Annotated in this window: 12 protein-coding genes; 3 read left to right on the plus strand and 9 right to left on the minus strand. The window is 76.1% G+C overall.

Annotated features, from left to right (window positions below; all coding sequences use genetic code 11):
- Positions 1-13: 13 nt before the first annotated feature.
- The 6 genes from hemC to WCD41_RS18255 all read right to left on the minus strand — a co-directional run bounded on the left by hemC (position 14) and on the right by WCD41_RS18255 (position 5,101).
- Positions 14-1,063 carry a hydroxymethylbilane synthase gene (gene hemC / locus WCD41_RS18230; RefSeq protein WP_337714945.1) on the minus strand — a complete coding sequence of 350 codons (1,050 nt, stop codon included), beginning with the start codon at positions 1,061-1,063 and terminating at the stop codon, positions 14-16.
- The gene (locus tag WCD41_RS18235; RefSeq protein ID WP_337714947.1) at positions 1,060-2,448 is read right to left on the minus strand and encodes a glutamyl-tRNA reductase; all 1,389 of its coding nucleotides are present in this window, start codon (positions 2,446-2,448) and stop codon (positions 1,060-1,062) included. The genes hemC and WCD41_RS18235 overlap by 4 nt, the downstream gene beginning before the upstream one ends.
- Positions 2,445-3,233: a redox-sensing transcriptional repressor Rex gene (locus WCD41_RS18240; RefSeq protein WP_373695151.1), complete on the minus strand. Its 789-nt coding sequence runs from the start codon at positions 3,231-3,233 to the stop codon at positions 2,445-2,447. The genes WCD41_RS18235 and WCD41_RS18240 overlap by 4 nt, the downstream gene beginning before the upstream one ends.
- Positions 3,234-3,540: 307 nt before the next feature.
- Positions 3,541-4,221: a hypothetical protein gene (locus tag WCD41_RS18245; protein WP_337714949.1), complete on the minus strand. Its 681-nt coding sequence runs from the start codon at positions 4,219-4,221 to the stop codon at positions 3,541-3,543.
- Positions 4,218-4,805: a hypothetical protein gene (locus tag WCD41_RS18250; protein ID WP_337714951.1), complete on the minus strand. Its 588-nt coding sequence runs from the start codon at positions 4,803-4,805 to the stop codon at positions 4,218-4,220. Before WCD41_RS18250 ends, WCD41_RS18245 begins: the two co-directional genes overlap by 4 nt.
- Positions 4,802-5,101, minus strand: coding sequence for a glutaredoxin family protein (locus WCD41_RS18255; protein ID WP_337714953.1), 300 nt, complete (start codon positions 5,099-5,101; stop codon positions 4,802-4,804). The genes WCD41_RS18250 and WCD41_RS18255 overlap by 4 nt, the downstream gene beginning before the upstream one ends.
- A gap of 904 nt (positions 5,102-6,005) precedes the next feature.
- Here WCD41_RS18255 and WCD41_RS18260 point away from each other — a divergent pair.
- From WCD41_RS18260 to WCD41_RS18270, 3 genes are all read left to right on the plus strand, one after another.
- Complete coding sequence (locus WCD41_RS18260; RefSeq protein WP_337716060.1) at positions 6,006-6,641, plus strand: sigma-70 family RNA polymerase sigma factor; 636 nt, start codon at positions 6,006-6,008, stop codon at positions 6,639-6,641.
- A 124-nt stretch (positions 6,642-6,765) separates the two neighbouring features.
- Entirely contained in the window at positions 6,766-8,109 is a 1,344-nt protein-coding gene (locus WCD41_RS18265) for a DUF5667 domain-containing protein (protein ID WP_337714955.1), read from the plus strand.
- 191 nt (positions 8,110-8,300) lie between these two features.
- On the plus strand, positions 8,301-9,392 hold the full coding sequence (locus tag WCD41_RS18270) for an HAD family hydrolase (protein ID WP_337714957.1): 1,092 nt from the start codon (positions 8,301-8,303) through the stop codon (positions 9,390-9,392).
- Positions 9,393-9,587: 195 nt separating this feature from the next.
- On the opposite strand, the gene WCD41_RS18275 is transcribed toward WCD41_RS18270, so the two are convergent.
- From WCD41_RS18275 to WCD41_RS18285, 3 genes are read right to left on the minus strand one after another with little or no spacing between them, the layout of a single operon-like run.
- A complete protein-coding gene (locus WCD41_RS18275) occupies positions 9,588-10,664 on the minus strand; it encodes a lysophospholipid acyltransferase family protein (protein WP_337714959.1) in 1,077 nt (358 codons plus the stop codon).
- A 45-nt stretch (positions 10,665-10,709) separates the two neighbouring features.
- On the minus strand, positions 10,710-11,762 hold the full coding sequence (locus WCD41_RS18280; RefSeq protein WP_337714961.1) for an NAD-dependent epimerase/dehydratase family protein: 1,053 nt from the start codon (positions 11,760-11,762) through the stop codon (positions 10,710-10,712).
- Positions 11,763-11,790: 28 nt separating this feature from the next.
- A complete protein-coding gene (locus WCD41_RS18285; RefSeq protein ID WP_010241351.1) occupies positions 11,791-11,892 on the minus strand; it encodes a 30S ribosomal protein bS22 in 102 nt (33 codons plus the stop codon).
- Between the last annotated feature and the right edge of the window lie 142 nt (positions 11,893-12,034).

A 12,034-nucleotide genomic window follows, 5' to 3' on the forward strand; every position in this document is an offset into this window, starting at 1 on the left:
CCCATCGTGGTGTTCAGGAGGCGGGCGGGGGCTGGTCGCCGGTCCCGGGCGCAACATGGGTCGAGCTCCGCTGCGCTTCGTCTCCGGCGAGCCCCTTCGGCTCCGCCCCGTCGGCGAGCAGTTCCTCGGCCAGTTCACGGCCGATCCGCTCGGCGTCCTCGGTCTCTCCGGTCGCGGAACCGCGCACGAGCGCGCCCTCCGCGGTGGCGGCCACCGCGCGCAGCGACAGCCGTTCGACGACGCGACCGTCGTCGTCGAGGTCCTCGACGACCTCGGCGAGCGCCCCCACCGGGGCGCCGCAGGGTGAGCCCAGCCCGCCGAGCACGGAGCGCTCGGCGGTGACGGCGACCGCCACGGACTCGTCGTGCAGGGTGGCGCGCAGGAAGCCCGCAAGCTGGGCGTCGTCGGCGCGGCACTCGCAGGCGAGCGCCCCCTGGGCGGGGGCGGGCAGCACCTGCAGGGGGTCGAGCACCTCGGTGGCCTCGCCGACGCGCCCCAGCCGGGCGAGCCCGGCGCGCGCGAGCACGACGGCGTCGAGCTCGCCGCGGGTCACCTTCGCGATGCGGGTGTCGACGTTGCCCCGGATCGGCACGAGCTCGAGCCCCAGGCCGAGCGCGGCGATCTGCGCGATCCGCCGCGGCGACCCGGTGCCGACCACGGCACCCGGCGGGAGCTCGCCGAGCACCATCCCGTCCCGGGCGACGAGCGCGTCCCGCGGATCCTCGCGGGCCGGGACGGCCGCGAGGGTCAGCCCCGCCACGGACGCCGTGGGCAGGTCCTTGAAGGAGTGCACCGCGACGTCGATGTCGCCGGCGAGCACGGCGTCCCGCAGCGCGGTGACGAACACCCCGACTCCGGTCTGGGCGATCGGTGTGCCCGCGGCCTGGCTGCGGTCGCCGTCGGTGGCGATCGTGACGATCTCGACGGTGGCCCCGGCCTCGGTGAGCGCGGAGGCGATGAGGTCGGTCTGCGTGCGCGCCAGCAGGCTCGCCCGGGTCCCGATGCGAATCGTGCGGGCGCCCTCGCCCGTCAGCGGGGCCGCGGCGGTGTCGATCGCCGTCATCGGCGCCCCCCGCGGGTGTCGACCGCGAGCGCCTGGTCCACGCCGTTGCCCGGCTCGACGCTGGCGGTCTCGGTGGCGGCCAGCGCGGCGGGCGTCTGCGGGTCGAGCTCGAACAGCTCGCGCAGCGCCTCGGCGTAGGTGTCGCCGCCGGGCGACTGGGCGAGGCGCTTGACCTGCACGGTCGGGGTGTGGAGCAGCTTGTCGACCACGCGGCGCACGGTCTGGGCGACCTCGTCGCGCGCGTGGCCGTCGAGGTCGGGCAGGCGCCCGTCGAGGCGGAGCAGCTCGGCGTCGACGACCTCGGCGGCGCGGCGGCGCAGCGCGGTGACGGTGGGCGTCACCTCGGCCGTGCGCTGGGCGGCGAAGTAGGCGCGCACCTCCTCGGCGACGACCGAGCGGGCCTCCTCGACCGCGCGGCCCGCGCTCGCGGACCGCAGGCGCTCACCGAGGGCGGCGAGGTCGACGACGGTGACGCCCGGCAGGTCGCCGACGCGCGGGTCGACGTCGCGGGGCAGGCCGAGGTCGCACACCACCAGGTCCGGCGCGGCCGGGTCGCGGGACGCGAGGGCGGCCCGGACGTCGTCGGCGCCGACGACGGTGCCGACCGCGCCGGTGCAGGCCACGACGACGTCGGCGGCGGCGATCTCGGCGCGCAGGGCGTCCAGGCCGACGGCCCGGGCGAGCGCGCCCTCGGTGCGCAGGGCCACGGCGAGCCGCTCGGCGTTCTGCTCGGAGCGGTTGGCGAGCACGAGGTCGTCCACGCCGGCGCGGCGCAGGTGCGCGGTGGACAGCGCGCCCATCGACCCGGCGCCGACCACCAGCGCGCGGCGTCCGGCCAGCGCGCCCGGCCCGCCGAGCGCGGCCTCGGCGTCGGCGAGGGCCTCGGAGACCACCGAGGCGCCCGCGGCGTCGATCCCGGTCTCGGCGTGGGCGCGCTTGCCGACGCGCAGTGCCTGCTGGGCCAGCTCGTGCAGCACCCGGCCCGCCGACCCGAGCTCGCGGGCCTCGGCGTAGGAGGCGCGCAGCTGGCCGAGGATCTGCGCCTCCCCGACCACCATCGAGTCGAGCCCGGCGGCCACCGAGAACAGGTGCTCCACCGCCGAGCCCGCGTAGTGGACGTAGAGGTGGTCGGTGAGGTCGGAGACCTCGGCGTGGGCGTGGCGGGCCAGCACCGAGGACACCTCGGTGAGCCCGCCGTGGAAGGTCTCGACGACCGCGTAGATCTCGACGCGGTTGCACGTGGAGACGAGCATCGCCTCGGTGACGTGCTCGCCGGTCAGGAGGTCGTCGAGGACCTTGCGGGTGTCGTCTCCGGACACGGCGACGCGCTCGAGCACGGGCACCTCGGCGGTGCGGTGCGAGACGCCGACCAGGAGCAGGCTCATCGTGAGACCGCCTCTCGCGGGGTCTGTCGCGGGGTGGCTGTGGGTCCGGCCGCGGGGACGGTGCCGTGACGGCGGGCGACGTGGAACGACAGCACCTGCATCTCCACCGCCAGGTCGACCTTGCGCACCTCGACCCCCGCCGGCACCGCGAGCACGGTGGGCGCGAAGTTGAGGATGCTGCGCACCCCCGCGGTGACGAGGTGGTCGCAGACCTGCTGGGCGGCGGGCGCGGGCGTCGCCACCACGCCGATGGTCACGCCGCGCTCGGCGCAGACCCACGGGATGGTGTCCGCGTGCTCGACCTCGACGCCGCCGATCGTGGTGCCGACGAGCGCGGGGTCGACGTCGAAGAGCGCCGCGACGGGGAAGCCGCGCTGCGCGAAGCCGCCGTACCCGGCGAGGGCGTGACCGAGGTTGCCGACGCCGACCAGCGCCACCGCGTGCGGGCGGGTCAGCCCCAGCGTCGCCTCGACCTCCGCGACGAGCCGCGACACGTCGTAGCCCACGCCGCGCACGCCGGACGAGCCGATGAGCGACAGGTCCTTGCGCAGCTTCGCCGAGTTGACGCCCGCGGCCGCGGCCAGCTCCTCGCTGGACACGGTGCCGCGTCCCTCGGCGAGCAGCGTCGTCAGCACGCGCAGGTAGACGGCCAGGCGGGCGACGGTCGCCTCGGGCACGGGGCGGCTGCCCGTATCGTCGGGATCGACCGGCGCGAGGCCGTCCTCGGGCGCCCGGGCCGAGCGCACCGGGCGGCGAGCAGGCCGGGTGCCACGGTCGACCGTCACTTCCGGGCGCCTCCTGTCGTCCTTCGCCGCGTGCCGCGGCCGGCACTCCCGTGCCCGTCGCGGGGCCCGCACCACGCGGACGTCGCTGTACCCGCCGCCGACAACGCTAGCGCTCGTGAACGCACGCACAAAATCGCCGCGACCCACCGGGCCGCGCCGCGTCGGGCAGGCCTGATGCCGACCGGCGGGGAAGTCCAGCGCGCTCCATTCTGCCCGATCCGACCGCTCGTCGCCTTCTCCGGAGCTGCTTCCCGGGCCTCCCCGCGGTGCCCGGCACCCCCGGTGCGCCGTCCGGTGGACGCCGGTGTCAGACGGTGAGGGCGTCGGTGCCGAGCGCTCCGGCGGTGGGGTCCGCCGGTGCGCTGGGCGGACGTCCCAGCAGGAAGTCCGCGGTCGCCCCGTGCATGGCCGCGACCGGCCCGACGCCCGCCGCGAGCGTGACGGCGGACGCGTCGGTGACCTCGCCCACGATCGCGGTCACGGTGGCCGCGACGGTCGCGGTGACGTCGGCGGCGAGGCCCAGGAGGTCGATCGGGGCGCGCGCCGCGTCCAGGCGTCCGCGCAGCGCGGGCTCGACCGAGAGCGGAGCGCCGTCCACCGCGGGCAGCCCGCCCGCGGTGAGCAACCGGTTCCACGCGTCGGCGTGCGCGACGTGCTGGGCCGCCGCACCGGACAGGAACGCCGCCACCGTCCCGGGCACGGCGCCGTAGCGCCCCTGGCCGGCCCCGGCCGCCGCCTGGCCGAGGAGGTCCCCCGCGAGGCCGGAGACCGCGGCGCCGAGCGCGACCAGCGCCGCCTCGCCCGCGTAGGTGGGCGGCGCCGCGGTCGTGGTCGTCGTCGGTGCCGGCGGGGCGCTCGACGGCGGGGTGCCGGGCGGCGCGTCGTTGGAGCAGGCGGCGAGCGCACCGAGGCCGGCGAGCGCGCCGAGCCCCGCGAGCACGCGACGTCGCGACACCCCGCCCGGCATCCCGCCCGACATCGCGGTCATCGGAGCGCCCCCTCGGTCGCGGGCGACGCCTTCTCCGTGGGGAACAGGACGTCGGGGAAACCGACGGTGCCCGCCGCGGGCGGGAGGGCCTGCAGGTCCGGTGGCGAGGCGACCAGCTCGGAGCGCCCGGTGGACAGCAGCGCCTGCAGGGTCAGCAGGACGGCCTTGCGCCGCGCCGCGGCCGCGGCGTGCCCCGCGACGGTGCGGCGCACGTCGGGTGTCGAGAGGTCGACGACGTCGCGCACGAGCGTCTGGGCGAGGACGTCCTCGAGGGTGAGCGCGAGCCCGACGACGTCACCCGGGCCACGCACCGTCGGCAGCGCCTGCTCGACGACGGGGGCGTAGCGGGGGTCGGCGCCCGTCTGCACGCGGCCGCCGGCCCGGCGGGTCGCCGTCGACAGGTCGGTGCGGGCCGTGGCGAGGGAGTCCAGCGCGGTCGCGAGGAGGTCGCGCAGGGGGGCGGGCGCCGAGGCCCCGCCACCGAACGGCAGGGCCTGCAGCGAGGAGTAGGTGTCCGCGGCCAGCACCACGAGCGACGAGGCGGTCTGCAGGACCGGCACGTCCCCCGGCGCCGGAGCGGTCACCGGGCGCCCCCGCCGGCCAGTGCCGCGAGGGCGCGGACGAGCTCGTCGGGCTCGAGGCGCCACGACCCGACCTCGGTGCCGTCGACGAGGGTCACGGGGATGCGGTCGCCGTACTCGGCGCGCCACTCGGGGTCGGCGCCCGGTCCGTCGACGTCGAGCACCTCGTGCTCCTCGCCGACGCGTCCGCAGATCTCGCGCACCACGCCCTCCATCCGGTCGCAGGTCCGGCAGTCGGCGCGCACGAGCACGAGCACGCGCGCCGACCCGCCGGGACGACCGTCCGTCGCACCGTCCACCGACGCACTCGCCCGCTCGTCGGACCGCTCGTCCGCCACCGGCTCGTCGCCTCCCTCCGGCACCCCCGCGGTGCACCGCCCGGCGGCAGTCTCGCACGGTCGTCAGGGCCCCACGCGGAGCCCCGCGATACCGCCGAACGGCCGCTCGTCGCACCGTTCGTGCAGGTCGGAGAGGGTCACCCGGCCCGCGGGCGCGCCGGTGCGAGGGGGGATCGCGCCGCACGTATGCTCCCTCGGCGACGCCCTCCCGAGCGGGGGGACCGGATCGGGAGAGGTCGATCGAGGGAGAGGGCATGTCCGACGCTGCCGGCCGTCACGGCCGGACGTGCGCGCGCGACTCCGGCCGTTCTCGACGCCCGCAGCACCCGTCGACCGCCCCCGGAGCCCCGTGAGGCGCGCCGCACCCGATCCCGCCGACGAGCCCGGCGCCGGCCACCGGCCGGCGCGGGGCAGCGGGCACGGCGGGGGGCACGGCGGTGGGCACAGCACGGGGCCCGGCCGGTCGCGGGGCGCCACCGGCACCGACACCCCGCCCGAGCCGGTGATCGACGCCCGCGCGAACGGCGCCCCGCCGACCGCTCCGTTCTACCCGGCCCAGCGCCGGCGCGAGGACACCTGGCCGCCGCCGTCCTCCCCGCAGCCCCACGGCGACACCGCGACCGGGACCACCCGCCCGGCGCGCCGCGGACCGGGCGCGGGAACGGGTGGCCGCCCCACGCCGCCGATCGGCGTGCCCCGCCCCGACGCGGCACCCCCCGCCCCGCGCAACGGCACCGGCCCGCTCCCCCCGGCGCCGCCGGAGATCCCCGAGCCCTCGGGCGCCGCTCCCACCGCCGCCGTGCCCCTCCAGCCGCCCCTCCAGCCGCCCGGCGACCCGACGGCGACCCACACGGTCACCGGCGGCGTGCCCGAGGACGCCGCGGAGACCCCCGACGAGGACGAGTTCGACGAGGACCTCGTCGACGAGCTGCCCGACGACGACGGCTCCCGGGCCGAGGGCTGGGTGCTGGTCCGCGCGGCGCAGGACGGCGACACCGCGGCGTTCGGGCAGCTGTTCGACCGGTACCACGACACGGTCTTCCGGTTCATCCTCTTCCGCCTCAGCGACCGCCCCGCCGCCGAGGACCTCACCCAGGAGACGTTCGTCCGCGCCTTCCGCCGGATCACGTCGGTGAGCTACCAGGGCCGCGACATCGGTGCGTGGTTCGTCACCATCGCCCGCAACCTCGTGCTGGACCACGTGAAGTCCAGCCGGTACCGGCTCGAGAGCTCCACGGCCGAGGTCGCCGACGTCGCCCCCAGCAGTTTCCGCCCGGGTCCGGAGTCCGAGGTCATCGCGGGCGCCACCCACGCCGAGCTGCTGCGATGCGTCGCCCGACTCGGTGACGACCAGCAGGAATGCATCGCTCTGCGCTTCCTGCAGGGCCTCTCGGTGGCCGAGACCGCCGAGATCATGGGCCGCAACGAGGGGGCGGTGAAGGCCCTCCAGCACCGTGCGGTCCGTCGGCTCGCTCAACTGTTGCCCGAGGGTCTGCGGTGAGTGACATCCGTGTAGTTCGAACCGCACACCGCATCGACGTAACCGGTCGGCTGTCCGTTCGTTTGCCTCTGCGACGACCACGGCGCGTACCGACCGTGACGCGCGGACGATGAGGACGGACGGCATGGCGAGCGGGCACGACGAGGACGACGAGCGTTCCGCTCGCGTCTGGGAGCAGCGGGACGCCACGGGTCGTCCGGCGCCCCCCGATCGTGCCGGGCCGTCGCGGGACGCCGCGCCCGATCACCAGGCCCCCGATCACCAGGCCCTCGAGCTGGACCTCGTCGCCGCGCTGCGTGCGGCCGGCCGGGACGCCGCGGGGCCCGACCCGGCGACCAGCGCCCGGATGCGCGCCGCCGTCATGGCCGAGATCACCGGGGGCGCCGAGGCTGCCCCGCGCGGGGGCACGCGCGTCCTGCGCACCACGGACACCGGTCCGGCCGGCGGTCGGGGGGCCGGCCGGGCCGGTGCCCGCCGGACGGGCACACCGTCGGGCACACGGTCTGGCGCCGACCGTCCTGCCGACAACCGCCCCACCGGCCGGGCGCCCCGTCGCCGGTCCTCGCGGGTGATGTCCTCGATGGTCAGCGGCGCCTGCGCGATCCTGCTGCTCGGTGCCCTGACCGTGCTGCTCAGCCGCGGCGCCCTGCCCGGCGAGATGCTCTACGGCGTCAAGCGGGCCTCCGAGAACGCCGAGATCGGGCTGACCAGCGGCCAGGAGGCCAAGGGGCAGCGGCACCTCGACTTCGCCGCGACCCGCCTCGAGGAGGTCTCCGACCTCATCTCGCGCAACAGCACCACCGCGGCCGGCACCGGCCCCACGGCCGCGGGTCTCGGCCCCGACGAGGCCGCGCTCGTGCTCGAGAACCTGCGGGCGTTCGGCGAGCAGGCCCGCACCGGCTCGCGGATGATCCTCCCGCTCGCCTCGCAGCCGTCAGGTCCCCCGCCGCGTGAGCTCGAGGACTGGGCCCGCGCGCAGTCGTCCCGGCTGGACACCCTCAGCCCCTCGCTCGACGGCGACGGCCGCGCGGCGGCCGCCGACTCGCAGCAGATGCTGCAGCGTCTCGGCCAGCGTGCCGCCGCCCTCGGCGGTCCGACCCGCTGCGCGACGGGCGACCAGTCCGACGACCTCGGCCCCGTCCCGGCCCGGGAGTGCAACACCTCCACCGAGCCGTCGACCGCCTCGCCCGAGAGCTCGCAGGCGGCCAGCACGTCCAGCGCGACGTCGACGACCACCACGACGACCACCACCACCTCGACGAGCCGCAGCTCGTCCGACGAGGACTCCTCGACGCGGAGCAGCGGCGACTCCGACGACGACAACGGTGGCGTGGTGGACGACCTCCTGCCCGGCGGTGAGCGGCGCGAGTCGCCGGACCCGGTGCGGGTGCCCCTGCCGGTGCCGCTGCTGCCCCAGGTCGACGTCCCGCCGCTCCTGCCCGGTCTGCCCGGTCTGAGCCTCGGCTGACCCCTCCCACGCCGGGCGTGAGCCCGGTCGTGGCGCGCCCCGCGGTCGGGGGTCGCGACTAGGGTGAGCACCGCACCGGGGACCGCTCGTCCCGTGCCGCCCCGGCACGCGATCACGGGCGGACGGTGTCCCCGGCCGACGGTGTGACTGGCACACGGTCCCGGGACGGGACGCGACGGGAGGGTCCGGCGGTGGGACGACGGCGCGAGCGCCGGTTGCAGGCGGAGTACGAGGCGGCACGGCTCGCGGGTGAGGCGTCTGCCGAGGCGGCGCTGCGCGACCCCGCCGTCGACGACCCGGCCGCCGAGCCCACCGCCTCCGAGCTCCTCGAGTCGGTGCCCGAGAGCGCCGGGCCGACCGCCGAGGTCACCGTTGCGCCGACGTCCGGCGCGCCGGCCCCCGAGGGCGCACCCGACGGCGAGCTCGCGGGGGGCGGGCCCGCCGCCGCGGCCGCCTCGGCCGACGCGCCGGACATCCACCGGGTGCCGCCGTCGACGCGGGTGCCGCCCGACCTCACGGCCGCCGCGTTCTTCGACGTCGACAACACGATGATGATGGGCGCCTCGATCTTCCACTTCGCCCGCGGGCTCGCGGCGCGGAACTTCTTCTCGGGCTCCGACATGCGGGGCTTCGTCTGGCAGCAGCTCAAGTTCCGCCTCGGGGGCGAGGGCAGCCCGGACGACGTGCGGGCGCACCGCGAGCAGGCGCTGTCGTTCGTCGCCGGTCAGTCGGTGGCGGAGCTGGTCGAGCTCGGCGAGGACATCTACGACGAGCTGATGGCCGACCGGATCTGGGAGGGCACCCGCGCGCTCGCCCAGATGCACCTCGACGCGGGCCAGCGGGTCTGGCTGGTCACCGCCACGCCCCTCGAGCTCGCCCGCATCATCGCCCGCCGGCTGGGGCTCACCGGGGCTCTCGGCACGGTGGCCGAGAGCGAGGACGGCGTGTTCACCGGGCGGCTCGTCGGCGAGCTGCTCCACGGACCGGCGAAGGCCCACGCCGTGCGCGCCCTGGCCGCCCGCGAGGGCCTCGACCTGCGGCGGTGCGCGGCCTACTCCGACTCGGTCAACGACGCGCCGATGCTCTCGGTGGTCGGCACGGCGGTCGCCGTCAACCCGGACTCCGACCTGCGCGCCATGGCCCGTCGCCGCGGGTGGGAGATCCGCGACTTCCGGTCCGGGCGCAAGGCCGCGAAGATCGGCGTCCCGTCGGTGCTCGGCGCGGGCGCCGTCGCCGGCGCGGTCGTGGCGGGCGCGGCCTACCGCCGCCGCCTGGTGGGCTAGCTGCTCCTCGGCGCCCGCCCCGCCCGCGACATTCGGAGCGAACGTGGCGTTCGCTGCCTCGATTCGCTTGAAGTCCCCGTTCGCAACGTGCCTGTCGCGAAGCCGGCACCCCGAGGTCTGTGCCGCGAACGCGGACTTCGGACGCGTAGAAGCAGCGAACAGCGCGTTCGCTGCAACAAACGAGGGCGGCCGGCCTCAGCCCAGGAACGCGTTCCGGCGGCCCGCCAGCAGGCGGTAGAGCGTCTGCTGGATGTTCTCGCGCACCTGGTCGGTCAGGTTGAACACCAGCATGGGGTCGTCGGCGGCCCCCGCGTCGTAGGTGTCGGTGGGGATCGGCTCGCCGAACTCGATGTACCACTTCGACGGCAGGGGCACGAGCCCGAGCGGCCCGAGCAACGGCCAGGTCGGCGTGATCGGGAAGTACGGCACGCCCAGCAGGCGGGCGATCGGGCCGAGGTCGGCGATCTTCGGGTAGATCTCCTCGGCGCCCACGATGGAGCAGGGGATGATCGGCACGCCGCACCGCAGGGCCGCCGACACGAAGCCGCCGCGGCCGAAGCGCTGCAGCTTGTAGCGGTCCGCGAAGTCCTTGCCGATGCCCTTGAACCCCTCCGGCCACACGCCGACGAGCTCGCCTGCCGACAGGAGCGCCTCGGCGTCGGCGTTGCAGGCGAGCGTGTGCCCGGCCTTCCGCGCGGCCGCCCCGACGCCCGGCAGGCCGAACACGAGGTCGGCGGCGAGCATCCGCAGGTGGCGCGGGACGGGCAGGTCGTCGTGCGCCGCCACCGTCGTCATCAGTGCGTCGAGGGGCAGCGTCCCCGAGTGGTTGGCGACGAGCAGTGCGCCGCCGGAGAGCGGGACGTTCTCCGTCCCGATCGTCTCGACGCGGAACCAGCGCTCGTAGAGCGGGCGCAGGAGCGGCATGACCACGTGCTCGGTGAGGTCGCGGTCGAAGCCGAAGGCGTCGACGGTGTAGCGGCCGGTGACCCGGCGCTGCAGGAACTCCCCGATCTCGGCCACCCGCGCCTCGAGCTCGGTGGGGCCCGCGGGCGACGGCAGCGCCGTGACCTCTCCCCCGGCCGGTGCGGCGTCCGTGGCGACCTCCATGCCCTCTCCCGTCACCTCGCCGGCCCGGTCGGGGTCGAGACCCCGGGCCGCGGCGGTGCGCTCCTGCAGCGACCCGACACCGGGGCGGCTGGCTCGCCGTGGCGCGGGACGGGGTCGGGGACGCCCGCCGTCGGTGCGCAACGGGATCACCCGGGCCTCGGGCATGACGTCTCCTGTCGGAACGCGGTGAGGGGTGAGCGGGGCGGGCGGTCAGCTGCCGGAGGGCAGGGCCCGGGCCACGGCCAGCGCCGCGTCCTGGGCCCGGCCGAACCGCGCCGGGTCGATGACCGGGCGCAGGTTGCGCCCGGCCACGAAGTCGTCGAAGGCCTGCACCGTGGTCCAGCGCGGGGTGAAGCCGAACTCGTTCTGCAGCTTGGTCGTGTCGACCACGCGCCCGAAGTTCAGCAGGCGCAGCTGTTCGGGCGAGAAGTCCACGAGCCGCGCCCGGCGGGTGAAACGCCCGACGAAGGGCACCGCGGGCTGGGGCACGGGCAGCGAGATCCGGCCCGCCCGCCGGATGGCCTGGGAGAGCATGAGCACCCCGGCGGCGCCGACGTTGAACACCCCGGGCAGGTCCTCCGCCGCGGCCCGCTCGAGCACCGCGACCGCGTCCTCCTCGTGCAGCAGCTGCACCCGCGCGTCGTAGCCCAGCACCACCGGGACGACCGGCAGCGAGAAGTAGCGCACGAACGACGTGTCGATGCGCGGCCCGATGAGGTTGACGAACCGCAGGGTCGTCACCGGGATGTCGGGGCGCCGGCGCGAGAAGCTCCGGACGTAGCCCTCGATCTCGACGGCGTCCTTCGCGTACCCGCCCGGCGGGATCGCCTTGGGCTCGGTGGTCTCGGTGAACGTCGCCGGGTCACGCGGGCTGGCGCCGTACACCGCGCTGGTGGACTTGACCACGAGCCGGCGCACCGTGTCGGAGCGCTGGCACGCCGCGAGCAGCTGCATCGTCCCGATGACGTTCATCTCCATCATCATCGAGCGGCCCCCGGACTGGCCGGGGTTGCCCGAGAGGGACGCGTGGACGACGGTGTCGACCTTCGCGGTGGAGATGACCTTGCCGATCAGCGGGTTGCGGATGTCCACCCGCACGAACTCGGCGCGCCCCATCCGCCGCCGCATCTCCCGCGACGGCGGCGTCGTGTCGACACCGAGCACGCGCTCGATCGACGGGTCCGCCGCGAGGCGTGCCGCCAGGTGACCACCGAGGAAGCGGCTGACCCCGGTGACGAGGACGACGGACGGCGCCTCCGACATGCGATGGACTCTCCTGCGGGTCGCGGCCTTACTTGCCGAGCTTGCGACGCTGCACCCGGGTCTTGCGGAGCAGCTTACGGTGCTTCTTCTTCGACATCCGCTTGCGACGCTTCTTGATGACCGAACCCATAGGAAACCTCTCGTGAACCGCTCTACGTGACAGCGCTCGTGATGGCCGGCGACCGACCGGGTCGCAGACACACCACCGTACCGGCCGTCCCTCGGGCGACCGGTGGTGGAGGGGTGCGGCGATCGTCTCGCCGTACCCCGTC

It is taken from the genome of Actinomycetospora aeridis, assembly GCF_037400275.1.
Lineage (GTDB): Bacteria > Actinomycetota > Actinomycetes > Mycobacteriales > Pseudonocardiaceae > Actinomycetospora > Actinomycetospora aeridis.